Raw genomic sequence first — 24774 nt, 5'->3', positions numbered from 1 at the left:
TGGCCCGCTTTTTTCATGTAGGGAAACCATGATAGTTCGATAGAGGTTAATGACTTTTTAATCTATAGCAAGAGAAGTGGTTATGTTGATAATACTGGCAAGAAAACTAAAAGTCATTGATATGTAAATAGTTATTGTGCAAGATGTACGTGGTCGTATTTATATAAGTTACATTATTCAGAATTAATTGGTTTGTTTGTGAAAGGAGGAGATCTTGAGCAATACTAATGAAATTAGCGGAAAGGGGTGGGTCTCGATAAGTAATGGACCATTAACAGCTGAAGTCAAATGCCAGTCATGGGATGCTTTCATTGATTTTCTTCATAGTGAAAAGGCATTAAATTTAAGTGACTCTTACTGTTTTAGAGGGCATGCTTCTGAAAGTTGGGCGTTAAAATCCACCTTAAAAAGGACACTTGGACTTAGGTCCTCAATGGATAGTTTTAATGCAGAAAAAAGTATATTAGAGAACTTTAAAAATTATTGTCTAGGAAGAAGAGGCCATCATCCAATACAGTTATCAGAAGGTGAGTGGTGGGCATTGGGGCAACATTTTGGTCTTAAAACGCCATTGCTTGATTGGAGTGATTCTCCCTACATAGCCGCCTATTTTGCGTTCAATGCTGAGAGCCATGAAACTGAAAATGTTGCTATATGGATTTTAGCTAAAAACATTAATGAATATCCGGAGGTAGCCAGATTAGCAAAACATCATCATCTAGAATTCTTACGCCCATATTTAGATGAAAATGCTCGATTGCTTAATCAACGAGGACTCTTTGTTCGTACTCCGGAAATGATGTGTGTATCTGAGTGGATTAAGCAATTTAAAAACTATGGGAGTGTAGCTCTTGCAAAGGTGTTGATTCCTTCGAGTGAAAAGAAAAGAGCATTACGTTCACTAGATAAAATGAACATTAATCACTTGACTTTATTTCCTGATATCATGGGGGCGGCAGAATATTCTAATTATAAATTGAGAGATTTACTAACTTATCCTCCTGTTCGTGCTGAAACAACATAAATTTATGTATTGTAAATACTGCGCGGGGTAAGATATTACATGTCAGGATGTAGGGTGAGATGAAATAGGTAATGAGATTTTGAATGATTGAAGGTGTAATTTTAATGTAAGTGTTTATTGGATAGTTTGGTGTGCCTCTAGTGGAGCTACATCGCAATCATCCTAATTAGATATATGCCACCTTAATTTACATGCTTTGTTTTTCGCAGCGATTTTCATTTATTACATAACGTCGGATGTGAGGGCGTCAAGGCCTAGGTCTTAGGACAAATATCGCTTCCCAATAAAATAAGAGGCCACCATCTTGGCGGTATATTGCAGGCTAAATCTTCCCTTTCTTACCAAGGCAGGTAAGCTGCGGGGCACATAGCGTCAAGCAGGAGAAGGGACGATGACAGAACAACATATCGCCGGGACGATCGGCATTCTGGGGGCGGGGTGGCTGGGGCTGCCGCTGGCGCGGGCCCTGCTGGCGGCAGGCAAGCAGGTGGCGGTGACGGTCAGCAGCGCCGAGAAGGCGGCCCGTTTGCAGGGGGAGGGGATCAATGCCTATCCGCTGACGATTTCTGCCCATATGTCGGATGCGTGGCCTATCCCCTGCGAATCGCTGGTTATCTGCGTACCGCCCAGCAAGACCGATGACTATCCGCAGGCGGTGGCAAAGGCCTGTCAGCTTGCCAAAGCGAGCGGCACCCGGCGAGTGCTGTTTGTCAGCGCCACCTCGGTATGGGGCGCAGGGCAGCAGGAGGGGGAAGAACCCCAACCCCGCCATGCCCGTGGCGAGCGGATGCTGGCGGCGGAGCAGGCGGTGCTGGCGGCCGGTTTCGAGACGGTGATGATAGTGCGCCCCTCCGGCCTTTATGGCCCGGATCGCCATCCCGGCCGTTTCCTCGCGGGAAAGATTCTGGATGGCGGCGCCCAGTCGGTCAATCTGGTCCATCTGGACGATGTGGTGGCGGCTTGCATGTTGCTGCTGGAGCGGGGCAAGGACGGGGATGTTTTCAACCTAAGCGCGCCTGTGCATCCGCGCCGCGAGCAGTTCTACCCCTTTGCGGCGCGCCAGCAGGGGCTGCCCGTGCCGGTCTTTATCGAGCCTGCCGGTGAATTTCAGCCCATCGACGGTCAGCTGATTTGCCAGCAGATGGGATTCAACTATCGCTGGCCCGATCCGGCCCACTGGTTTGCAGAGCTCGCCGCCTCGGGCAATTGAGGTTTGCCAAGGGGGTGATCGCCCCCTATCATGCCGCCATCCATGAGAGAGAGGCGGTAATGATGGTAGATACAAAACGTCACCCCGATGGGGAGTTGTTGCTGAGAACCCTGGCAATGCCAGCCGATACCAACCCCAATGGCGACATCTTTGGTGGCTGGATCATGTCCCAGATGGATATAGGTGGGGGCATTATGGCCAAGGAGCTGGCAAAAGGACGTATTTGTACCGTATCCGTCGAAGGCATGACGTTTCACAGTCCGGTCAAGGTGGGCGATGTGGTCTGCTGCTACGGCCGCTGCATGAAGATCGGCCGCAGCTCCATGAAGCTCAAGCTGGAGGTGTGGGTCAAGCCGGTACTGCGGGAAAACGATGCCCAGCGTTACTGCGTGACCGAGGGGATCTTCACCTATGTCGCCATCGACGAACATGGCAAATCCCGCCCGGTTCCGGTGAGTGTCTGATTAAATCAGCCGGGCATTGATGATGGATATTTCCTGCTCAAGCCCGGTTTTTTGCCGTATCATGCGTTCCAGCATCTCTTCCGAGCCCACATATTGCAGGGTGTCGAACAGGCAGAGATCGCATTGAGGGTCCCGTCTTATCTGGTAGACGGTGGACAGCTCCACTTGATGACAATTTCCTTGTTGATCATAAAACGTCACGTTGTACCGAAGTTCTTTCGCCATGAGACAAGGTCCTTCTGGTTGGGTGGAACAGGGACTATCAGCTTAGTCGGCGTGGATGACGTTTGTGATGGTCGCAACAAAAAGCAAAGGCGGGCGGTTGTTAGCCAATGAAAAATAGTTATCGCATTCTTGGCACCTCCCTGCTGACCCTGGGGTTGGTAGGCTGTTTTGAGGTGCCGGATCAGAACCATCTGGTCACAGCTCAAGGGATTGTGCCGGGACTCGACTGCCAGCGTCCGCCGCTGGTAGCGTTGGCGACCACGGCGCTGCCCCGTGAATTCGGGGTGACGGTGTGGAATCTCTACAAGGGCCAGCGCAAAAACTGGCGCGAAGGGATGGACAGTTATGCCAAGGGGCAGGATCTGGTGCTGCTGCAAGAGTCGGCCACCCGTCCCGATATGCTCGACTGGCTGCGCGCCGGTGATTTCCAGTGGCAACAGCTGCAAGCCTTCACCCAGGGCGGCGTCTCGTTCGGGGTGATGACGGTGGCCAAGACCCCGCAGGCGTTCGTCTGTGGCGTGCGCTCCCCCGAACCTTTGCTGCGCATCCCCAAATCCGGGCTGGTCAGCCTCTATCCGCTGCAGGGCGATCCTGATGGCGTCATGGTCATCAATATCCATGCGGTCAACTTCGAACTGGGGATGGCTACCTTCCGCGAGCAGCTCAACGATCTGACTGCGCTGATGCGCCGCCATCAGGGGCCGGTGATCCTGGCCGGTGATTTCAACACCTGGAGCGACAAGCGCCAGTTCTGGCTGAATAAATTGGTGGACGAGCTGGGTCTGCAAGAGGCCGTGCCGATGCCTGACTTGCGCCGAACCGCCTTCGGTCGCCCGCTTGATCACCTCTACTACCGCAATCTGGATTTGGTCGAGGTGAGCTCACCGGCGACCGACAGTTCGGATCACAACCCCATCATTGCGCGCTTTGCCGCCCAGTCTGTGACTCCCTGACCCCAGTCTGTGACTTCCTGACAAGGGATGGTGCGAGTTCCGCTAATAAAAAATCCGGCGCCTGATGGCGCCGGATTTTTTATACGTTCTGGCGGTCAACCCGCTCGGGATGACCCGCAGGCATTACTGGTAGAGACCCAGATTCGCTTTGGCGTAGGCTTCGAAATCGGTGCAGCCGCCGATGTGCTGCTCATCCAGGAAGATCTGCGGCACGGTATTGACCGGCTTGCCGGCGCTCTTGGCCAGATCTTCTTTGGTGATCCCTTCGGCATGGATATCCACGTAGCGGAATTTGAAGTCATCGCGCTGTTCGGTCAGCTGCTCGGCGATCTGTACGGCACGGACACAGTAGGGGCAACCCGGGCGACCAAAAATCACTGCAAACATATTTTCTCTCCGTTTTTTAAGCCGTTTATGTATGGCCGTTGATATGAGGCAGGCAACAGCATAGCCCTGCCTCGTGGCGACTTGAAGCCGAAATTATCGATACCCTGATTCGAGTGGGCCTATTGGCTCAGCTCTCATCGGCGATCTGGATCGGCTGCTGCTGATAGATGCTCTCCAGCACCCCCTTCTCGAATACAGTCCAGGGCCACGGCGCCTTGCTGGCACGGTAGCGCTCATGGGTGGCCGGATCTTGGGACAGGCCGCGCTGGAACATCACGAACGCCTTGCGCTGGCCGCCCGCAGTGTCGATAAAGCCCACCAGATTGGAGGTGCCGGTGATGGTGCCGGTCTTGGCGTGGACCTTGTTCTTCATCATGGGGGCGGTGACACTGCGGCGCCACGCCAGGGTGCCATCTACCTGAGAGCTCGGCAGCAGCTTGATCAGGCCAAGCTCGGCATCATTTTTCTGGATGAAGTTCAGCACCGACATCATCTGACGGGCGCTGATGAGATTGTGAGCGGAGAGACCGGAGCCGTCAGCCAGAGTGGCGTTGCCCAGATCGATACCGTTCTTGGTCAGAATGGCGCGCACCGCCATGGTGCCGCTGCGATAGCTGCCCGGCTTGTTGTAGTAGTGACGGCCCACGGTTTTGAGGAAGGTATCGGCGTAGAGGTTGTCCGATTTCTTCAGCATCTTGGCGAGCATCACCGGCAGGGAGACCGAGTAGTGGGTGCCCAGCGTCTCTGCCCCTTCAGGGGCCTTGTGGGTGACCCGCAGCAGGCCATCATGCTTGATACCGGCCCGGTTCATCGCCCAGCGGATATTGTCCCAGCCCCAGGCTTCCACGTCGTGGATGGCGAAACGCAGCCCCTGCGGCTCTTTATTCGGGGTGATGCAGCCCTTGAGCTCGTAGAAGTTGCCCTTGGCCATGTCCACTTCCAGTGCGCAGAACTGGCGCGCCATGTCGCCATAGCTCATCACCTCCACGTTGTCGGCACCGATGCCGATGGGGACGCCGGTGGCCACATTGCCCACCGCCGGTTTGCCGATCTGGGTGGCGGTGATGGTGGCGTAGGCGCAGTTCTTGTCGATGATGACCGAGGAGACAGGTGCTGCGAAGCAGAGGGTCTGATCTCCCCACGACCAGCCGTTGCCGCGCTCGTAGCCGTTGTAGGCGCCAGTGTTAACGTAGACATTGCCCTTGATGCTGGTGACGCCGAGCTGCTTGAACAGGGCCAGCAGATCCATCCGGGAGAGGGTGGGGTCGCCGACGAAGTTAATCCAGATATCGCCGTTGATGGTGTCACCCTGTTTGGCGCCCGGCTGGGACTGAATATCGGTGGCGAAGCGGAAATCGGCACCCAGCTCGAGGCGGGCCGCCAGCGCGGTGAGCACCTTCATGGTGGAGGCGGGGGCGATCATCTGATCCGCATGGCGGGCGAACTCGACGCCGTTATTGCCCTGCACCATGATGGCGTACTGGCCACCCTGAGGGGGCGTCAGCGGGGCGGCATGAGCCGCCAGAGAAGAAAAGAGAGCACAAAAACCAATCAACAGCCGCTGCATAACATCCTCTAACGTGACGAAGGGCCCGGCAGTGGTGCCGACCCTGATAATTCAACCCGCCGATGCGGGATCGACGGGATAACGCAATTCATGCCATGTATGCCGGTCGCCATCATGTCATCGAGTTGGCGGTACGATAGCGACCCTCATAATCAAAAATTTTCTCTTTTATCTGCCAGAAGCGACCCGATTTGCGGGCGATGACAAAATCCGGATGACGGAACTGGCTTTGCGCGGCCAGCACGCTCGCCAGGGTGGCAAATTCGGGCTCCAGCCCCGGGGCGGGCCAATGATGACGCACAAAGTGCTGTTGAAACAAGCGCCGTGCGCCCGGGGAGTGAAATCCGAAGTATTCACTGAGGGTCAATCCATCCTCATCGTGGTAGGTCACCTCCAGCCGCTCCCCCTGTTTGCCGCGCCCTGCTGTGAGGGTTAGCCCCGCACAGCGGATCACCATACAATCCTTGAGATTGAGCGCCTCTTTGAGCTTGTCGTCAGGGTCCACCAGCAGCTGATCGCAGCTCTGGCAGCGGCGGGCGGCGATGTCGTTCTCCGCGCCACAGCCGGGGCAGATCTTGGCGCGAAAGCGGTAGTCGCACTCTTCACGGTTGCCCTCGTCATCTTCAAACAGCCCCTGACAGCGGCGTCCGTAGTGCTCGATCACCTTGCCATCCTCGTCGGTCTTGCCCCAGAAGGTGTTGGCAAAACCGCAGGCGGGGCAGGGTACTTGTACCGGCTCGGTACCGGCGTGGGGGCGAGGCTCCCCCACTTCGGGGGCGAACAGGTTGAAGTTGTTGCCCGCATAGTCGAGCACCAGACAATCCTTCTTGCCCGGCGAGAGACGCAGGCCACGCCCGACGATCTGCTGATAGAGCGAGACCGACTCGGTGGGTCTGAGCATCACGATAAGATCGACGTGGGGGGCGTCGAAGCCGGTGGTGAGCACCGCTACGTTGACCAGAAACTTGAGCTCGCGCGCCTTGAAGGCGTTGATGAGGGTATCGCGCTCCGGCCCCGGCGTTTCGCCGGTGATAAGGGCTGCCTGCTGGCCTCTGGCGCCCAGCAGGCCGTGAATTTCACGGGCATGCTCGACAGTGGCGGCGAAGATCATCACCCCCTGCCGGTCGGCGGCATACTCCAGTACCTGACTCAGGATATGGGGGGTGACCCGCTCCTGCCGCTTGAGCTCGCCGTTGAGTTCCGCCTCGCTGAAGAGGCCATTCTCCCGCGGCACCAGCTTGCTGAAGTCGTAGTGAACGATGGGGGCATCCACCATGCGCGGCGGCGTCAGGTAGCCGTTTTTGACCATAAAGCGCAGCGGCAGCTCGAACACGCAGTCGCCGAACAGCCGCTCGCCGTGGCTTTTGACCATGCCGTGGTAGTGGCGCCGGTAGATCCAGCCTAACCCGAGGCGATAGGGGGTCGCGGTGAGGCCGAGGATCTTGAGGGCCGGATTGGCAGCCTTGAGATGGTCGATCACCTGATGGTACTGGCTGTCGTCATCGAGCGAGACCCGGTGGCATTCGTCGATGATGAGCAGCGAAAACGCCCCGTCGAAGGCCGCCAGATTGCGGGCGACCGACTGCACCGAGCCAAACACCACCTGGGCGCTTGCCTCCTTGCGATCCAGCCCTGGGCGGCGAAGATGTCGGCCCTGAGCCCCCACGCCTCGTATTTGGCGTGGTTCTGCTCCACCAGCTCCTTGACGTGGGCCAGCACCAGCACCCGACCGCGTGCTTTGCGGGCCAGTTCGGCGATCACCAGACTCTTGCCGGCCCCGGTGGGCAGCACCACCACGGCGGGATCCGGGTGTTTGCGAAAGTGGTTGATCACGGCGTTGACGGCGTCGGTCTGATAGGGTCTGAGAACGAACATGCAGGTTTGGCGCGGGGCAGGGCAGGATGGCGCCATTATAGGGATCTTGCCGCCAAAAAACAGCGGGCCGGCATGATGCCGGCCCGTTGAATAGATTGTGTGCTTAGTGGAAGGGGAAGAGGTAGTTCATCCAGCTTGCCATGCGCAGCAGCACTTTGCGCATTACAGAAACATGGTGGAAATACTCGGTATAGACAGCGGCTTGCCCGCTGGCACCGGCAATCACCTGATACTTGGCCCACTCGGGGTCGGTGATGGAGATGAGCACCGGCATGCGGCCCGGGCGGATAGCGCTGGTCTGATCCAGCAGCATAGCGTTGGCCTGCACGTTACCGGCGGCAATGGCCGGGATCACGGCGGTCACCTTGCCCTTGAAGATCTTGCCGGGAATACCGTCGATCACCACTTCGGCCTCATCACCCACCGCCAGACGCTGCATGCTGTTCTGCCAGAACCAGCCAACATAGGCAGTCTCATCTTTGTGGATGAAGGTCATCACCGGACGGTACATAAACGGGGTGGCGATCATGCCTGGACGCAGGGCAAGCTGCACCACATGGCCATCGCTCGGGGCATAGACCACGGTCTGGGCCAGCTGATATTTGGCTTCATCGAGCTGGGCCTGCAGATCTTCCAGCGTGGCGCGTTGCTGATCCATCTGGGCGGCGATCTCGTCTACGCTCGCCTGAGTCACGTCGAGGTCACGCTGCTTGCCGACGCCGCGGCGCATCAGGTCACTGGCGCGATCTCTGTCCAGTTTGGCGGAGCGTAGTCTGGCGTCAATGGACTTGAGTTGATCCTTGTTGGCATCAAGTCGGGCGCTCAGGCTCTCCACTTTCAGTCTGAAAGGCTCGTCATCGAGGCGAAACAGCACATCGCCCTTCTTGACCGGCTGGTTGGCTTGCACCGGCACCTCGACCACCCGGCCCTTGACCAGCGGCACAATGGGGGTGGAAAGGTAGTAGTTGCGCGCCATCTCGGAGTAGGGGTGGTTGTAGTTCATCAGCATGATGAGGGTGCCGATGAGCACCACACCACCCAGCGCGGCAGTCGGAACAGTCCACTTGTTGAGCGGGATGCGGAAGATTTTGAAAATGGCTACACAGAGTGCCGTATAGGTCAGGATCAGTAGCAGGTCCATGATTTATCCCTGTTGCTCTTGCTGTTCGATATGGTTGAGACGGCCCTTCAGTTCAGCCAGCTCTTCTCTGAGGGCCGCGATATCATCTTCATCTTTTTGCAGGCGCTGGTTAAAGCCCCAGCCGCGATCGGGGCGATAGATGGTTGCCCAGATCCAGAGGAAAGGCCACAACACATGCAGGGTGAAGAGACTGACCCAGCCGGCAACATGGATGGCATCCTGATGGGGATGATTGCGATGTTTGGCGATTTCGTAAGGAATATCGTGGATCACGATGATTCCGTAGAAGATGACCAGCGCGACAAAGACGAGCAGGCCAAGGGCAAAGTAATCAAGGAACATGTATAACCTCCACTGGCTTTAAGCACAGCTTTATCATTGATTCATATATTCGGAAAAGCAATTTAAAATCACATATTTATCGTCAGGTCGCACGGAATCTTAAGGGCTTGTGCTGTATAGGAGCTTAAGGGAATAACGAGTTGTTTTATTGGTTTTTTTGTCAATTAAAAAGGGGCCTTTTGGCCCCTTTTTTACCACCTCAAGTCAGACATCATCCTTCACTTGGATTGCTAACCAGTGGTTGGCGGAACTTCATCAGGAAGGCCACGGTAATGGCCGCCGTTGCAGTCAGGCCGATGATGGTGGAGGTCCCCATCTCCAGACCGAACCCGATGGGGGCGTTGGCCAGATAGGTGATCACCACAGCGGTCATGAACATGGCGGGAATGGTGCAGATCCAGTGCAGCTTGCCCTCTTTGATGAGGTAGGCAGCCGCAGCCCACAGCATGATGACGGCGGTGGTCTGGTTGGCCCAGCCGAAGTAGCGCCAGATCACCCCGAACTCAGCCTTGGAGATGATGAAACCAAGGATAAACATGGGGATGGCGATCAGCAGACGCTTGGCCAGCGGCTTCTGGGTCATCTTCAGGAAGTCCGCCACGATCAGGCGAGCACTGCGAAACGCGGTGTCACCGGAGGTGATGGGCAGGATCACCACGCCGAGGATGGCCAGAATGCCGCCGACTGTGCCGAGCAGGCTGGTGGAGACTTCGTGTACCACGGCTGCCGGGCCGCCGTTGGCCATGGTGGCGTTGAGCGCTTCGGTGCTGTCGTAGAAGGAGAGACCCAGAGTGCACCAGATAAGGGCGATGATCCCTTCACCGATCATTGCGCCGTAGAAGATGAAGCGGCCGGATTTTTCGTTCTGCATGCAGCGCGCCATCAGCGGTGACTGGGTGGCGTGGAAGCCGGATACCGCGCCACAGGCGATGGTGATGAAGAGCAGCGGCCACAGTGGCAGCTCGGTCGGGTGCAGGTTGGAGAAGTCCATCCCGGTGTTGTAGAAGCCTTTGCCGGAGGCGATCAGGCCAACGATGAGGCCGACCGACATGAAGACCAGCAGGGCGCCGAAGATGGGGTAGAAGCGGCCGATGATCTTGTCGATGGGGACTATGGTCGCGAGGATGTAGTAGGCAAAGATTGCCACGATCCAGTAGACCAGATCGGTGGAGGTGAGGTTGGCGAGCAGCCCTGCCGGGCTCAGCACGAATACCACGCCCACCAGCATCAGCAGCACCACGGCAAACAGGTTCATGAAGTGCTTGGCGGCGGTGCCCAGATGCTCACCGACCACGGTTGGCACCGAGGCACCCTTGGCGCGCACCGACAGCATGCCGGAGAAGTAGTCATGTACCGCACCGGCGAAGATGCAGCCAAAGACGATCCACAGCATGGCGACCGGGCCGTAGAGGGCACCCAGGATGGGGCCGAAGATGGGGCCGACGCCTGCGATGTTGAGCAGTTGAACCAGATAGACTTTCTTGTCCGACATCGGGACATAGTCCACCCCGTCAGCCATTGTGATGGCGGGGGTTTTCAGCTCGGGTTTCGGGCTGAATATCCGTTCGATGAATTTGCCGTATATGAAGTAGCCGGCCACAAGTAAGCCGACACAGAGGAAGAACCAGATCATTGCTACGCTCCTGCATTGTTATTTTTTAGTGTGCAGAACGAGTCTAAAACGATTGCGCCTGACTGGCAGGTGAAACTCCCCGAGCGGCGCTTTGGCGCGCCGAGCGGTCGGCGGCTGTGATCAGGCGCACACTCCGCGGCTCAGTCCAGCCCCAGCTGATCTTTGAGCTCCTTGAGATAGCGACGACTGACCGGTACCCGGGCGCCGCTCGGGGTGACAATCTCTGCCAGCTGGTTATCCAGCAACCGGATCTCGAAGATGGCGTTGGGGGAGACCAGATACTGGCGGTGGCAGCGCAGCAGCGGGCTCTTTTCTTCCAGCGATTTGAGGGTGAGCTGGGTGTGGAACAGCTCGCCCTGACAGGCCACATGGACCCCGCCCAGATCGGAGAAGGCATACTCCACCTGCGCGATGGGCAGCAGCCTGACCCGATTGTGCAGATAGCCCGGAATGTGTTCGATGGTGGGGGCCAGCCGATCTATGGGCTGCGGGGAGATATCCTGCTTGAGGCGAGCCAGCGTCTTAGCGAGCCGAGCGGGCTCCACCGGCTTGAGCAGGTAGTCGAAGGCGTTCTCTTCAAACGCCTGAATTGCATACTCGTCAAAGGCGGTGACAAAGACGATGCGGGGCAGGGGGTCGAGCATGGCGACCAGCTCCATGCCGCTCAGCTTGGGCATCTGGATATCGAGGAACACCACATCAGGCTTGAGGCGCTGAATAAGTGGCAGCGCCTCGATGGCGTTGGCCGCTTCCCCCACGATCTCGATGGCAGGATCGCAGGCCAGCTGCTGCCTCAGCTCTTCGCGGGCGTAGTGTTCGTCATCGACTATAAGGGTGCGGATCATGGTAGCTCCTTGGGGATGGTGAACGACACCCGGGTCCACTGCTCAGGCTCGCAGGCAATAGTCACGCCATAGCGCTCGCCAAAGGCGCTTTTCAGTCGCCGATCGACAATGGTCATGCCCAGACCGTCGCCAGCGGGATGCGCTTGCCAAGTGCCTGCATTATCTTCCACATGGATGGTGACGCAGGTGGGATGCTCTTCGGTCCAGAGGCGAATGCGCCCCTGCTCCAGCAGAGTCGAGATGCCGTGCTTGATGGCATTCTCGATCAGCGGTTGCAGGGTGAAGCTGGGCAGTCGCAGTGTGGCCAGATGGGGCGGGATTTCGTTTATCACCGTCAGCCGATCGCCAAAGCGGGCAAGCTCGATCTCCAGATAGGATTGGCAGTGCTCCTGCTCCTCCTGCAGGGTCGCAAGGCCGCTCTGGCGCTTGAGGTTCTTGCGAAAGAACAGCGAAAGATGCAGCAGCAGATCCCGCGCCTTGTCCGGATCGCGCCGGGTGATGGCACTGATGGTGTTGAGGGTGTTGAACAGAAAGTGGGGGTTGATCTGGGCCTGGATCAGCTTGAGTTCGGACTGTACCAGCAGCCGCTGATGCTGCTCCAGCCGACCGGCCAGCAACTGCTGTGACAGCAGGTTGGCAATCCCTTCCCCCAGGGTGTGGTTGATCTTGAGAAACAGCCGCTTCTTCGGCTCGTAGAGCTTGATGGTGCCGATCACCCCCTTGTCCCCCTGCAGCGGGATCACCAGCACCGAGCCCAGCTGGCATGCGGAGGAGAGGCTGCAGCGATAGGGCTGGCTGTTGCCATCGGCAAACAGCACCTTGTTCTGGGCGATGGCCTGCATGGTGATGGCTGACGCAATGGGGGTACCCGGTAGGTGGTGATCTTCGCCGGTGCCGATAAAGGCGAGGATCTGCTCGGTGTCCGTGATGGCGACCGCCCCCACGCCGGTCTCCTCCTGAATGATGCGGGCAATCTTGTTGCTCGCTTCCGGGGTAAAGCCCTGACTCATGATCCCCACTGTGCGGTTGGCGATATTGAGCGCCTTGGCGGAGAAGACCCGGGAGAACTTCTCATACATCCGCTGCTGGTCGCGGATCATGCTGATAAAGAGCGCCGCGCCGCAGGAGTTGGCCAGAATCATCGGGGTGGTGATGGTGCGCACCAGCAGCAGGGATTTGTCGAACGGGGTCGCCACCAGCAGGATGATCACCATCTGCATGATCTCGGCATAGAGGGTGGTAAAGAAGGCGATGCGTGGTTCAAACAGGGCATCCGTTCGTCCCGAGCGCATCAGTCGCCAGTGCACTATGCCCCCGAGCAACCCCTCGCAGGTGGTGGAGATGGCGCAGGCGAGATCGGTAAATCCCCCCAGCGTATAGCGTTGCAGGCCGCCAGTCAGCCCCACCAGAAAGCCCACCAGCGGCCCCCCCAATAATCCCCCCAAGACGGCGCCGACCGCCCGGGTGTTGGCGATGGCATCATCGATATCGAGGCCCACATAGGTGCCGAGGATACAAAAGCTAGAAAAGATGATGTATATCAGTATCTTGTGAGGTAGTCTCACGGAATAGTTGGCAAGCGGGCGCAGCAGCGGGCTTTTCGAGAAGAGATAGGCGATCACCAGGCTGACGCTCATCTGTTGCAGCAAGGAGAGGACCAACTGCATAAAAAACGCTCCTCATAAGCCAGCTGAAAAAATAGCCAGCCCGTGAATAAGTGTGATCAGGATCTTGTTCTGTTGGCCCAACTGGGCGCAACGGGCCGTCAGTTTGCCAGAACAAGTGGATAAAACCATATTAAATCAGCATGTTAAATTGATATTTGTGTAAGCGGCAGCGGGTTGATATTGATGGATGGAGCATGAATGTATCCGCTGGATACGCCACACGGAGGTGGCATGCTCCGCCCGGCCCCTTGGCTGGGCGTTTTTTATACATGGTCAGTTGACAACCTTCTGATGGGGGTTTGAGCAATTATTCCGGTTTGTCCAATGAGTTATCCCCAGCTTCTGGGGATAACTCAGAATGCAAAGTAGTAGCAGAAGCGGCGGGTCAGGTTGAAGAACTGCCGTTGTCCCTCATCGAGCTCTTCCTGTTTGATAAAAGCAGTGATGGTGCGTTCATCTTCCCGCAGATCGATCATGGCGACCGCTTCCGGCCGCTGTGCCTTGATATAGGGCAGGATCTTCGGCTTGAGGGGCATGGTGGGCTCGGTGGAGAGCACCAGCGCAATGCTCTCGTCGGAAAGTTTCACCAGTGAACCCGGCGGATAGACCCCCAGCACCTTGACCAGCAACTTGACCAGATTCTGGTCGAACTTCTTCTGGGATAACTTGTAGAGCTGGCTGATGGCCTGACTCGGCGCGGCCGGGTTACCGCTGTTGCGGGGATGGAGCAGCTCGTCGTAGAAGTCGACCAGCCCGATCAATCGCGCCAGCGGCGGGATCTCCCCGCCCTTGATCCCGAGCGGATAACCGCTGCCGTCGAGCCGTTCGTGGTGCAGATGGGCGACCTGACGGATTTTCGGTTCAAAGGCGTTGAGCTGGGTCAGCATGTCAAATCCGTACTGGGGATGCATATTGAGGAAGTTCTGCTCGGCCTTGTTGAGATCCCCCCGTTTTTGGGTGATCTGGCTCGGGATTTTCAGTTCGCCGATGTCGTGGATAAGTCCCGCAAGTCCCGTCTCCTCAATCTCGATGGGGTTCATGCCGAGTTCGCGTGCCATCAGCATGGCGATAAAGGCGACGTTGAGGCTGTGTTGCAGCAGGATATCGGTGTGGGGGCTGCGAATAAGGTGGAGCCCGAGAGGCCCTTCGTGCTGACTGAGGGTGAAGGCGGCATTGCGGACAATCTGGGCGGTATTGGCCAGCCCCTCATCCGGTTTGAGGTTCAGCGCCCCGAGTGCATCGCGCAGCTCGCTCATGGATTGGCCAAAGGCTTTGTCAGCGGCGCGCATGGAGCGGCGAAAGGCCTTTTCGTCAAAGGGGGGCGGGCCCGAGGCAATCAGCTCTTCCAGCTCGTCAAGGTCGGGCCCGGCATCCGGGATATCGCCGCGCAGCAGCGGCTCGATGGGCAGATCGCTCTTGTCGGGGTCGACCATTAGCAAGGTGAGATCAAGATGACGGAGAATGTCGAGTTGCTGCTGATCCTTGATCTTGAAGGTATTGAACATAAACGGGTGGTTGGTCCATCCCGTGGGGAGATGGATATAGTGGCCTACTCTCAATTGCTCTATCGAGGCTTGGATCAGTGCCATCGGTTAACCTGCATTTCGTGAATGCCTACTCAACAAGCTAGCAAAATCCGATGGATAGACAACTAAAAATCCATTTCGGGGCTGCGGAGTACCCCGTGCTGTGATGGTGCGCACGAGCGCCATGCTTCTCCTCTTAATTCGCGCTTAAGTTTTACTTCCTACGCTGGCCCCGTCGTTTTTGTTGGCTTGGCCGGCCCGCTGCGCTGCAGGCCGGTATGTAGGAGTTGTTTATGCGTGTAACTCTCGGTGTACTGCAGACCAATCTGTTGCTGGTGCTCTTTTTCGCCCTAGTACTGAACTGGCCAATCTTTTTGCATTTCTATACGGTGCTCAGCGCCCTGACCCATGTCAAAGCCGGATTTGCCATCTCGATCCCGCTGGTGCTGATCGCGGCGCTCAATGCCGTGTTTATTCCCTTCACGTTCCGGTTTGTGCTCAAGCCCTTTTTTACCGTGCTCATTCTGACTGGCTCCATCGTCAGCTACGCCATGCTCAAATACGGCGTCATCTTTGATGCAGGCATGATCCAGAACATAGTGGAGACCAACAGTGGTGAGGCGGGGGCCTATTTGAATGGCTCGGTTGCGCTCTGGTTTCTGCTGACCGGGCTGCTGCCTGTTCTGGTGCTCTGGTCACTGCGGATCCGCTATCCGGCTCGCTGGTATCAGGGGTTGGCGTTGCGGGCTGGTGCACTGGCTATCTCTCTGCTGTTTATCGGGGGCGTCGCGTCACTTTACTATCAGGATTACGCCTCGGTAGGGCGCAACAACAAGTCGCTGGCCAAAGAGATTGTGCCCGCCAACTATGTGCACGGCCTCTACAAATATGGGCGGGATGTGCTGTTTGCCACGCCGATCCCCTACCAACACTTGGGGACCGATGCCAAGGTGGTGGCACGGGGAAGCAAGCCGACTTTGATGTTCCTGGTGGTGGGGGAGACGGCGCGCAGCCAGAACTACTCCCTTAACGGGTATGGCAAGGCGACCAACAGCTTTACGGCCAAAGAGCAGGGAGTGGTGTCGTTCAAAGATGTGCGCTCCTGCGGCACGGCCACCGCTGTCTCGGTGCCCTGCATGTTCTCCAACCTCACACGCCGTGGCTACGATGACCAGCTTGCCAGCTCCCGTGACGGTCTGCTCGATGTGCTGCAACATGCCGGAGTCTCGGTGTTGTGGAAAGAGAACGATGGCGGCTGCAAAGGGGTGTGCCGCAATGTGCCGACCATCGAGATCCTTCCCAAATCCTATCCTGCGCTCTGTCAGGGGGAGTCTTGTTATGACGAGGTACTGCTGGAGGGGCTGGATCAGCAGATTGCCGGCATGAAGGGCAACAAGCTGGTGGCTTTTCACCTGATGGGCAGCCATGGCCCGACCTATTTTCGTCGTTACCCTGCCAGCGAGCGCGCCTTTATGCCGGACTGCCCGCGCAGCGACATTGAAAACTGCAGCAACGAAGAGCTGGTCAACACCTATGACAACACCATCCGCTACACCGACAAGGTGGTGGGGCTGCTGATCGACAAGCTCAAGTCGCTGGAGAGCCAGTACGATGTGGGGCTGGTCTATCTCTCCGATCACGGCGAATCCCTCGGGGCCATGGGGCTCTATCTGCACGGCACACCATACAAGTTCGCGCCGGATGATCAGACCCGGGTGCCGCTGCTGACCTGGTTCTCTCCTCAGTTACAGGCCGATCGCCAGCTTGATATGGGTTGCCTGGCGGCGGAGGCGAGCAGCCAGCGCTTCTCCCATGACAACCTCTTTCACTCCATGCTGGGGATCATGGATGTGCAGACCCGTGTTTACGACAACAAGCTGGATCTGTTCAAGCCATGTCGGGCGGGTTAAACCGCTAGCAAGCACACAATTGAAAACGGCAGCCAGTGGCTGCCGTTTTGTTATCTCGCAAGGTCAGTGCCTTACTTCTGCTCCATGATGATCTGCAGCAGATCCCCTTCCAGCAGGGCGCGCTTGACCAGCGCAAAGCCGCCATAGGTCGGCTGGTTCTGGAAGCGGGCTTTCACGATGGGCAGGCCACGGTGGAAGCTCGGCAGGGATTGATGCTCGACGCAGCGACGGATGGCCGGGAAGAGGATCTCTTCGGCGGCGGTGATTTCTCCGGCGATCAGCACCTTCTGCGGGTTGAACAGGTTGACCGTAATAGCCACCGCTCGTCCCAGATGCTCACCCACGTTCTCGATCACGCTGCGGGCCAGTTCATCGCCCGCCAGCGCCGCCTTGCACACCTCCTGAATGGTGATGTGCTTCTCCTGCAGCGAGCTCTGGTGACCGCGGCTGATGAGCTCCTTCACCTTGTCGATGATCGCTTCGTTGGAGGCGATGGTCTCGAGGCAGCCGAAGTTGCCACAGTGGCAGCGCTTGCCGAGTGGCTCGACCTGAATATGGCCGATCTCGCCGACGTTGCGGTTCTGACCGAGGAACACCTGACCCTTGGTAATGATCCCGGAGCCCGTCCCCTGGTGGACGCTCACCAGAATGGAGTCCATGCAGTCGCGGGACTCGCCGAAGAAGTGTTCGGCCAGTGCCAGCGAGCGGGTGTCGTTGCCCACGTAGCAGGGGAGGTTGAAGTGGTTCTCAAGCAGCTTCGCCAGTCCCAGATTGCGGATCTGGTACTTGGGGGTGTAGATGACCATACCGGATTCCGGGTTGACCAGACCCGGCATGGTCAGCGCGATGCTGATGAGGTTGCGACAGCGTTCGCGGTTGGCATCGATAAAGGCGCCAATCTCCCGCAGCAGCATGTCGACCACGGGTTGCTGGTCGATCTCGGTCACCTGAATGACGTGCTGGTCGAGCTCCTTGCCATCTAGGTCATAGAGACTCAGTTGCAGGTAGCCGCGGCCCAGCTTGGCAGAGACAAACTGAAAGCGATGTTTGATGGTGGTCAGGGAGATGGCACGCCGCCCGCCGGTTGAGGCTTGCGGAGAGGTCTCCTTGATCAGGCCATGCTCGATCAGTTGCCGGGTTATTTTGGTCACGCTGGCCGGGGCCAGCTGACTCAACTCGGCAATCTTGACCCGGGAGATGGGGCCTTGCAGGTCGATGAGCCGATACACGGCTGCACTGTTGACCTGCTTGATAAGATCTACGTTTGCTATTTGTCCGCCAGTCATGATGTCACTGTTGTGTGTAGTGTCCGTTAACCACGGTCCCACGGACCGTGAAGTCCTGATCGAAGACAGTGAGGTTGGCTACTTTACCGACCTGGATACTACCGAGACGTGAGTCCCATCCAATGGCGCGAGCGGGGTAGAGGCTGGCCATTCTCAGTGCTTCATCGAGCGGTAATCCGACCTGCTTGACCAGATTTTCCACCCCCTCAATCATGGTGAGGGAGGAACCGCCGAGTGTACCATTCTCGTCGACACACTGACCATCGCGTAAAAAGACGGTGGTGCCACAAAAATCAAATTTCTCAAAGCCTTCCGGTGCACCGGCTGCCGCGGTGGCATCGGTGACCAGCACCAGTCGCTCCCCCAGCGCCTTGTGAGCCAGACGCACGTTGGCCCAGTGCACATGGTGCCCATCGACGATGATGCCCGCGTAGACATCTTTGCGATCGTAGATGGCGCCCACAACACCCGGCTCGCGACCGTTGAGGGTCGGGGTCATGGCGTTGTAGAGGTGGGTCGCAAAGCGAATACCGTTATCAAACCCGGCCATGGCCTGATCGTAACTGGCGGCAGTGTGACCGGCCGAGACCAGAATGCCCGCTTCCACCAGACGGCGGATATGGGCCGGCTCGTTGCGCTCCGGAGCCAGGGTGATTTTGGTGATGGCATCCGCGTTGGCGCAGAAGAAGTCGATCATCTCGTCCGCTGGCTGGCGGATTTGCGCGGCAGGGTGGATACCCTTGCGCTTGAGGTTGGTGTAGGGACCTTCCAGATGGACACCCAGCACCTCGTTGGGGTGGGCGGCCATGTAGTCACGGGTGACGGCAACGGCCTGCTTCATGTCGGCATCCGGACTGGTGATCAGGGTCGGCAGGAAGCTGGTGGTACCGGATTTGAGGTTGGCCGCCTGCATGGTTGCCAGGGTCTCGACCGTGATGTCGGTGTTGAACATCACCCCGCCACAGCCGTTGAGCTGCACGTCGATAAAACCGGCGGTCAGGTTGGCGCCTTTGAGGTCAATCTGCTCGATGTCCGCAGGTAGTTCGGCCAGGTGAGAGATGGCGACAATCTTGTCGCCCTCGATAAGCACCCCGTAGCCGGTCAGCACGCAGCTGCCGGTGTAGAGGGTGCAGTTGGTCAATCCGTACATGACGACTCCTTACAGACGGCCGATGTTGGCGGCTTCCAGCTGCTGGAAGTAGCGAACGGTCTTGACCTTGAGCTCCATGGTAGAGGGCTCGTCGCACACCATCATTCCCTTCGGATGCAGTTGCAGGGTGGAGATGGTCCACATGTGGTTGACGCTGCCTTCCACGGCGGCCTGCAGGGCCAGTGCCTTGCCGTGACCGGTGACCAGGATCATGATCTCTTCCGCATCCATCAGGGTGCCTACACCCACGGTCAGGGCCAGCTTGGGCACCTGCTCCATGTCGCCACCGAAGAAGCGGGAGTTGGCGATGCGGGTGTCTTCGGTCAGGGTCTTGACCCGGGTGCGGGAGGAGAGGGAAGAGGCCGGCTCGTTGAACGCGATGTGGCCGTCGTTACCCACGCCACCCATGAACAGGTGGATCTTGCCGTAGGACTTGATCTTCTCTTCGTAGCGCTTGCACTCGGCCACCAGATCCTCGGCATTGCCGTTGAGGATGTTGATGTTTTCGGGACGAATGTCGATGTGGCTGAAGAAGTTGTTGTGCATGAAGCTGTGGTAGCTCTCCGGGTGATCTTCCGGCAGGCCGACGTACTCGTCCATGTTGAAGGTGACCACGTTCTGGAAGCTCACTTCACCGGCTTTGTGCAACTCGATCAGGCGCTTGTAGGTGTTGAGCGGGGTGCCACCGGTAGGCAGGCCCAGTACGAAAGGGCGATCGCTGGTCGGCTTGAACGCGTTGATGCGGTCAACGATGTAACGAGCAGACCACAGGCCTACTTGGCTGGCAGATTTCAACGGGATCAGGCGCATATGGGATACCTCTGTGTCGGGTTGCGACCGGTTTGGCGGTGGCAATTGGCTAAGACGGATTCAAGTTGTTTTATAGCGTAAATAAAGATTGCGAACTAAGCCACATCTATCCACCACCTTTATCTTGTTTGGGTGATAACGATCACGATTATCGGTTTATTAATTTGCGCAGCGAAATAAAAGCCCTAGACTGCCAATCAAGCCTTGATGGCTTATGCGTCAAACGTGATAAGCACTTAATTTCTAGAAAAACATTAACTAAGGAGAGGAACCGTGAACATTCTCGGTTATTTGCAAAAGATCGGCCGTGCCCTGATGGTGCCGGTAGCGGTATTGCCTGCCGCCGCGATCCTGATGGGGGTTGGCTACTGGATTGACCCGAATGGTTGGGGTGGTGACAGTGCGCTGGCTGCCTTCCTGATTAAAGCGGGCGCAGCCATTATCGATAACATGTCCGTACTGTTTGCAGTCGGTGTCGCTTACGGTATGTCCAAGGATAAAGACGGTTCTGCTGCTCTGGCAGGTCTGGTCGGCTTCCTGGTCGTTACCACCCTGCTGAGCCCGGGCGCTGTGGCCCAGATCAAGAGCATCCCGGTGGAGCAGGTTCCTGCCGCGTTTGCCAAGATCAGCAACCAGTTCGTGGGTATCCTGTGTGGTGTTATCGCCGCTGAGCTGTACAACCGCTTCAGCAGCGTCGAGCTGCACAAGGCACTCTCCTTCTTCTCCGGTCGTCGTCTGGTACCGATCGTAACCTCCGTAGTGATGATCGTCGTATCTTTCATCCTGATGGCCGTATGGCCGGCAATCTACGGTGGTCTGGTCTCCTTCGGTGAGTCCATCGTGAGCCTGGGCTCTACCGGTGCCGGTATCTACGCCTTCTTCAACCGTCTGCTGATCCCGATCGGTCTGCACCACGCCCTGAACTCAGTGTTCTGGTTCAACGTGGCCGGTATCAACGACATCCCGAACTTCCTGGGTGGTCAGGCTACCATCGATGCCGCTCTGGCCGCTGGCAAGAGCCTGGATCAGGTGAAAGGCGTGGTCGGTATGTACCAGGCTGGCTTCTTCCCCATCATGATGTTCGGTCTGCCGGGTGCCGCTCTGGCCATCTACCACTCCGCCAAGAAAGAGAACAAAGAGAAAGTTGCTTCCATCATGATCGCAGCTGCCTTTGCTTCCTTCTTCACCGGTGTAACCGAGCCGCTCGAGTTCTCCTTCATGTTCGTGGCGCCGGTACTGTATGTCATCCACGCCGTACTGACTGGTATCTCCGTGTTCATCGCTGCCTCCATGCAGTGGATGGCCGGTTTCGGTTTCAGTGCCGGTCTGGTGGATATGGTGCTCTCCAGCCGTAACCCGCTGGCGACCAACTGGTACATGCTGATCCCTCAGGGTCTGGTCTTCTTCGGCCTCTACTACACCGTGTTCCGCGTAGTGATTGCCAAGCTGAACCTGAAAACCCCGGGTCGTGAAGATGACGAAGAGAGTGCTCCGGCTGCCGCTCAATCTACCAACCGTACCGAGCTGGCCAAGCAATACCTGGAAGTGCTGGGTGGTCAAGAGAACCTGGTCTCCATCGATGCCTGCATCACCCGTCTGCGTCTGACTCTGAAAGACCGCAGCATCGTCGATGAGCGCAAGCTGAAAGCCCTGGGTGCGGCCGGTGTGGTCAAACTCGGTGAGCAGAACCTGCAGGTGATTCTGGGCCCATTGGCCGAAATCATCGCCGGTGAGATGAAAGCCCTGCGTTAATCGAGCGACTCGCTCACCTCAAGTCTAAGTCCATTGTTGACATAACTAAGGGCCCCGCTCAGGGGCTCCATATAAAAAAGCCAAGAAAATCCAACCTTTACTTCAAATGAGAGCAGCAGTTATGAACTTGAAACATTCTCTGTTAGCCATTGCCATGTCTACCGTTTTTGTCAGCCAGGTCCAGGCAGCCGATGCCGCCAGCAGCAGGCTGTAGTCGACTCCCTCGCCAACAACCTGGTGGTCAAGTATGAAGTGGTCACCAACGACGGTGCCGGTGCCGGCCTCGATTGCCAGGCGCTTGGTTCCGAGTGGGCGAGCTGTGGCGTTGCCAAGCTGCACCTGACCAATACCGGTGCTGACGTCACCTCCAAAGACTGGAGCATCTACGTCTCCTCCATCCGTCGTATCCAGCGTGTGGATAACGACCAGTTCACCATCACTCACCTGACCGGCGATCTCTATCGTTTGACGCCAAGCGAGACGTTCCAGGGCTTTGCCAAGGATGCCACGGTCGAAGTGCCGCTGGTGGTGGAATACTGGGTACTGTTCGAATCTGACATCATGCCGAACTGGTATGTCGCCAGCGAAGGTGCCGAGCCGAAAGTACTGGCCAGCATGAGCAACATCAATGATGCCAGCACCTACGAGAAGCCGATGCCGGCTGATGGCTGGAAGCGCACCAAGGATGACAAAAACATCCTGATGAACAGCGAAACCCGTTTCGCGGCCAACCAGACCAGCACCCTGCTGCCGGCTGGCAAGATTGACAACCAGATCCTGCCGACCCCGATGAAGCAGGTGGTCAAGGCTGGTCCGCAAATCGACTTCTCTACCATCAAGCTCAATGCCCTGGACTTGCCGAGCGATCGCGCCGAGGCCCTGAAGGCTCAACTGACCAAGCTGGGTGTTACCCTCTCCGACACCGGCTACCCGGTGACCATCAAGCTCGGCAGCAAGCTCAAGCAGGCTGAAGGCTATGACATGACCATCGGTCAGAAGGGCACAGTGATCCAGGGTCGCGACATCGACGGGGCATTCTGGGGTGCACAATCCCTGATCTCCCTGCTGGGTGTTGATGACAAGCTGGTGAGCCCGATGACCGTCGAGGATGCGCCGCGCTTTGAATACCGTGGCATGCAGACCGACGTGGCCCGCCACTTCCGCAGTCTGGATACCATGAAGAAGCTGGTTGACCAGATGTCTGCCATGAAGCTCAACGTGCTGCACCTTGGCCTGACCAACGATGAAGGCTGGCGTCTGGAGATCCCGGGTCTGCCGGAGCTGACCCAGGTCGGTAGCCAGCGTTGCCACGACGAGTCCGAAACCAAGTGCCTGATGCCGCAACTGGGTTCCGGCCCGACCAGCGACAACCAGGGTTCCGGTTTCTACAGCAAGTCTGACTACGTGGATCTGGTGCGTTATGCCAAGGCCCGCGGTGTGACCGTGATCCCCGAGATCAACATGCCGGCTCACGCCCGTGCTGCCGTGGTCTCCATGGAAGCGCGCTACAAGCGTCTGATGGCGGAAGGCAAAGAAGCGGAAGCCAACCAGTTCCGTCTGACTGATCCGGCTGACACCTCCAACGTCACCTCCGTCCAGTTCTACGACAAGATGTCCTTCATCAACCCTTGCCAGCCGGGTGCTGCCACCTTCGTGGCCAAGGTAATGGATGAAGTTGCCCAGATGCACCAGGCCGCCGGTCAGCCGCTGACCGCATGGCACTACGGTGGTGATGAGGCGAAGAACATCATGCAGGGCGGTGGCTATCAGGATCCGGCCGTCACCAAGAAAGAAGAGCTGGTCGCCTGGAAAGGCAACGTCGACTCCAGCAAGCAGGACAAGCCGTTTGGCAAGTCCCCGATGTGCCAGAAGATGATCGACGAAGGCAAGATCAAGGAAGTGGGCGAGCTGCCGGTTTACTTCGCCAAGGAAGTGGGCCAGATGGTCAAAGACCGCGGCTTCTCTACCCTGCAGGCGTGGGAAGATGGTCTGAAGTATGCCAGCGGTGCCAAGGATTTCGCCACCGACAACACCCGTGTCAACTTCTGGGAAACCCTCTACTGGGGTGGCTTCAACGAAGCGATGAAGTGGGCCCACAAGGGTTACCAAGTGGTGCTGTCCAACCCGGATTACCTCTACTTCGACTTCCCGAACGAAGTACACCCGGCCGAGCGTGGCTACTACTGGGCAACCCGTTTCAACGACACTCGCAAGGTGTTTGCCTTCGCCCCGGAAAACCTGCCGCAGAACGCCGAGACCTCGGTTGACCGCGATGGCAACGCCTTCGTGGCCAAGGGTGACCAGGATCCGGTCAAGTTCAAGGGGATCTCCGGTCAGAAGTGGAGTGAAACTGTGCGTACCGATGCTCAGTACGAGTACATGGTCTACCCGCGTATCTTCTCCGTGGCCGAGCGTGCCTGGCACAAAGGTGGCTTCGAGCTGAACTATGTGAAGGGTCGCGAGTTCTCCGGCGAGACCAAGTTCGTTAACAAGGCCACCCTCAACAAAGAGTGGAACCAGTTTGCCAACGTACTGGGTCAGCGCGTGCTGCCGAAACTGGAGCAGGCCGGTGTTGAATACCGCCTCTCCGTACCGGGTGCCAAGGTAGTGAACGGTGTGCTGGAAGCGAACGTGGATCTGCCGGGTCTGCCTATCCAGTACAGCCTGGACGGTACCAACTGGAGTGCCTATGACGCCGCGGCCAAGCCGAGCGTGAATGGCAAGGTCTACCTGCGTACCACCAGCTTCGATGGCAAGCGCACCAGCCGCGTCACCGAACTGAACTGATAGCAGTCAACCGTTAACATGAGGTGGGTCGCAAGACCCGCCTTTCCCAAGGGCGATGGCGCATCGGGTTTGGGAAAGGTTGACTGTGCGTGTGAGCCTTTGTTGTGTGTAATTGTCTGTTTTGTGTTTTTCATCACTTTCAGCCCCGCCTAGTGCGGGGCTTTTTTATGCATTTGGTGTGCAATGTGCCAAGCCACGCCGTTTTTAGCGGTGCAATGGC

Annotated in this window: 18 protein-coding genes and 2 pseudogenes; 7 read left to right on the top strand and 13 right to left on the bottom strand. The window is 57.5% G+C overall.

The annotated features are described in order from the left end of the window. Positions 1-214 precede the first annotated feature (214 nt). The 3 genes from ACTG27_RS09430 (at position 215) to yciA (ending at position 2698) form a co-directional block, all read left to right on the top strand. Positions 215-1024 carry an FRG domain-containing protein gene (locus ACTG27_RS09430; protein WP_162516294.1) on the top strand — a complete coding sequence of 270 codons (810 nt, stop codon included), beginning with the start codon at positions 215-217 and terminating at the stop codon, positions 1022-1024. Between the two features lie 391 nt (positions 1025-1415). Then, the gene (locus ACTG27_RS09425) at positions 1416-2234 is read left to right on the top strand and encodes an NAD-dependent epimerase/dehydratase family protein (protein ID WP_439979554.1); all 819 of its coding nucleotides are present in this window, start codon (positions 1416-1418) and stop codon (positions 2232-2234) included. 59 nt (positions 2235-2293) lie between these two features. Beyond that, a complete protein-coding gene (yciA, locus tag ACTG27_RS09420) occupies positions 2294-2698 on the top strand; it encodes an acyl-CoA thioester hydrolase YciA (protein WP_421208088.1) in 405 nt (134 codons plus the stop codon). On the opposite strand, the gene ACTG27_RS09415 is transcribed toward yciA, so the two are convergent. Continuing rightward, complete coding sequence (locus ACTG27_RS09415) at positions 2699-2923, bottom strand: hypothetical protein (RefSeq protein WP_005344394.1); 225 nt, start codon at positions 2921-2923, stop codon at positions 2699-2701. It abuts the gene before it with no gap. A gap of 107 nt (positions 2924-3030) precedes the next feature. Between ACTG27_RS09415 and ACTG27_RS09410 the strand changes: the two genes are divergently transcribed. After that, positions 3031-3876: an endonuclease/exonuclease/phosphatase family protein gene (locus ACTG27_RS09410; RefSeq protein WP_439979553.1), complete on the top strand. Its 846-nt coding sequence runs from the start codon at positions 3031-3033 to the stop codon at positions 3874-3876. Positions 3877-3999: 123 nt separating this feature from the next. On the opposite strand, the gene ACTG27_RS09405 is transcribed toward ACTG27_RS09410, so the two are convergent. From ACTG27_RS09405 to ACTG27_RS09365, 9 genes and pseudogenes are all read right to left on the bottom strand, one after another. Then, entirely contained in the window at positions 4000-4296 is a 297-nt protein-coding gene (locus tag ACTG27_RS09405; protein WP_223849348.1) for a GrxA family glutaredoxin, read from the bottom strand. Between the two features lie 94 nt (positions 4297-4390). Further along, positions 4391-5830 carry a D-alanyl-D-alanine carboxypeptidase/D-alanyl-D-alanine endopeptidase gene (dacB, locus tag ACTG27_RS09400; RefSeq protein ID WP_439979552.1) on the bottom strand — a complete coding sequence of 480 codons (1440 nt, stop codon included), beginning with the start codon at positions 5828-5830 and terminating at the stop codon, positions 4391-4393. 112 nt (positions 5831-5942) lie between these two features. Further along, a pseudogene (locus ACTG27_RS09395) lies at positions 5943-7705 on the bottom strand (DEAD/DEAH box helicase). A 103-nt stretch (positions 7706-7808) separates the two neighbouring features. Next, complete coding sequence (locus tag ACTG27_RS09390; protein WP_019445440.1) at positions 7809-8846, bottom strand: HlyD family secretion protein; 1038 nt, start codon at positions 8844-8846, stop codon at positions 7809-7811. A 3-nt stretch (positions 8847-8849) separates the two neighbouring features. Then, positions 8850-9188: a DUF3302 domain-containing protein gene (locus ACTG27_RS09385; RefSeq protein WP_005344404.1), complete on the bottom strand. Its 339-nt coding sequence runs from the start codon at positions 9186-9188 to the stop codon at positions 8850-8852. A 211-nt stretch (positions 9189-9399) separates the two neighbouring features. Then, positions 9400-10821, bottom strand: a complete 1422-nt coding sequence (locus tag ACTG27_RS09380; RefSeq protein WP_019445441.1) for a carbon starvation CstA family protein — start codon at positions 10819-10821, stop codon at positions 9400-9402. A 140-nt stretch (positions 10822-10961) separates the two neighbouring features. Next, positions 10962-11666 carry a two-component system response regulator BtsR gene (gene btsR / locus ACTG27_RS09375; protein WP_019445442.1) on the bottom strand — a complete coding sequence of 235 codons (705 nt, stop codon included), beginning with the start codon at positions 11664-11666 and terminating at the stop codon, positions 10962-10964. After that, positions 11663-13333 carry a LytS/YhcK type 5TM receptor domain-containing protein gene (locus ACTG27_RS09370; protein WP_439979551.1) on the bottom strand — a complete coding sequence of 557 codons (1671 nt, stop codon included), beginning with the start codon at positions 13331-13333 and terminating at the stop codon, positions 11663-11665. The genes btsR and ACTG27_RS09370 overlap by 4 nt, the downstream gene beginning before the upstream one ends. A 353-nt stretch (positions 13334-13686) precedes the next feature. Next, complete coding sequence (locus tag ACTG27_RS09365) at positions 13687-14922, bottom strand: HD-GYP domain-containing protein (RefSeq protein ID WP_042080247.1); 1236 nt, start codon at positions 14920-14922, stop codon at positions 13687-13689. Positions 14923-15152: 230 nt separating this feature from the next. Here ACTG27_RS09365 and ACTG27_RS09360 point away from each other — a divergent pair, with 230 nt between their 5' ends. Further along, a complete protein-coding gene (locus ACTG27_RS09360; RefSeq protein WP_439979550.1) occupies positions 15153-16769 on the top strand; it encodes a phosphoethanolamine transferase in 1617 nt (538 codons plus the stop codon). 71 nt (positions 16770-16840) lie between these two features. Here ACTG27_RS09360 and nagC read toward each other — a convergent pair whose 3' ends face one another. From nagC to nagB, 3 genes are read right to left on the bottom strand one after another with little or no spacing between them, the layout of a single operon-like run. Continuing rightward, positions 16841-18055 (bottom strand): DNA-binding transcriptional regulator NagC, encoded by a 1215-nt coding sequence (nagC, locus tag ACTG27_RS09355; RefSeq protein ID WP_120415258.1) that lies wholly within the window; start codon positions 18053-18055, stop codon positions 16841-16843. Positions 18056-18059: 4 nt separating this feature from the next. Then, the gene (gene nagA, locus ACTG27_RS09350; RefSeq protein WP_439979549.1) at positions 18060-19205 is read right to left on the bottom strand and encodes an N-acetylglucosamine-6-phosphate deacetylase; all 1146 of its coding nucleotides are present in this window, start codon (positions 19203-19205) and stop codon (positions 18060-18062) included. Positions 19206-19214: 9 nt separating this feature from the next. After that, positions 19215-20015, bottom strand: coding sequence for a glucosamine-6-phosphate deaminase (nagB, locus tag ACTG27_RS09345; RefSeq protein WP_100654102.1), 801 nt, complete (start codon positions 20013-20015; stop codon positions 19215-19217). Positions 20016-20288: 273 nt separating this feature from the next. Between nagB and nagE the strand changes: the two genes are divergently transcribed. Beyond that, positions 20289-21767 (top strand): N-acetylglucosamine-specific PTS transporter subunit IIBC, encoded by a 1479-nt coding sequence (nagE, locus tag ACTG27_RS09340; protein WP_058056009.1) that lies wholly within the window; start codon positions 20289-20291, stop codon positions 21765-21767. Between the two features lie 121 nt (positions 21768-21888). Then, positions 21889-24554, top strand: a pseudogene (locus tag ACTG27_RS09335) (beta-N-acetylhexosaminidase). Positions 24555-24774: the final 220 nt, after the last annotated feature.

The sequence above is a fragment of the Aeromonas sp. 97A genome (assembly GCF_051919185.1).
GTDB lineage: Bacteria > Pseudomonadota > Gammaproteobacteria > Enterobacterales > Aeromonadaceae > Aeromonas > Aeromonas veronii.
This window is presented reverse-complemented; position numbering and strand designations above follow the sequence as displayed.

Coding starts and splice junctions, on each gene's coding strand:
- ACTG27_RS09425 (WP_439979554.1), top strand. CDS start 1,416: ATGACAGAACAACATATCGCCGGGACGATCGGCATTCTGGGGGCGGGG.
- yciA (WP_421208088.1), top strand. CDS start 2,294: ATGATGGTAGATACAAAACGTCACCCCGATGGGGAGTTGTTGCTGAGA.
- ACTG27_RS09415 (WP_005344394.1), bottom strand. CDS start 2,923: ATGGCGAAAGAACTTCGGTACAACGTGACGTTTTATGATCAACAAGGA.
- ACTG27_RS09410 (WP_439979553.1), top strand. CDS start 3,031: ATGAAAAATAGTTATCGCATTCTTGGCACCTCCCTGCTGACCCTGGGG.
- dacB (WP_439979552.1), bottom strand. CDS start 5,830: ATGCAGCGGCTGTTGATTGGTTTTTGTGCTCTCTTTTCTTCTCTGGCG.
- ACTG27_RS09390 (WP_019445440.1), bottom strand. CDS start 8,846: ATGGACCTGCTACTGATCCTGACCTATACGGCACTCTGTGTAGCCATT.
- ACTG27_RS09385 (WP_005344404.1), bottom strand. CDS start 9,188: ATGTTCCTTGATTACTTTGCCCTTGGCCTGCTCGTCTTTGTCGCGCTG.
- ACTG27_RS09380 (WP_019445441.1), bottom strand. CDS start 10,821: ATGATCTGGTTCTTCCTCTGTGTCGGCTTACTTGTGGCCGGCTACTTC.
- btsR (WP_019445442.1), bottom strand. CDS start 11,666: ATGATCCGCACCCTTATAGTCGATGACGAACACTACGCCCGCGAAGAG.
- ACTG27_RS09370 (WP_439979551.1), bottom strand. CDS start 13,333: ATGCAGTTGGTCCTCTCCTTGCTGCAACAGATGAGCGTCAGCCTGGTG.
- ACTG27_RS09365 (WP_042080247.1), bottom strand. CDS start 14,922: ATGGCACTGATCCAAGCCTCGATAGAGCAATTGAGAGTAGGCCACTAT.
- ACTG27_RS09360 (WP_439979550.1), top strand. CDS start 15,153: ATGCGTGTAACTCTCGGTGTACTGCAGACCAATCTGTTGCTGGTGCTC.
- nagC (WP_120415258.1), bottom strand. CDS start 18,055: ATGACTGGCGGACAAATAGCAAACGTAGATCTTATCAAGCAGGTCAAC.
- nagA (WP_439979549.1), bottom strand. CDS start 19,205: ATGTACGGATTGACCAACTGCACCCTCTACACCGGCAGCTGCGTGCTG.
- nagB (WP_100654102.1), bottom strand. CDS start 20,015: ATGCGCCTGATCCCGTTGAAATCTGCCAGCCAAGTAGGCCTGTGGTCT.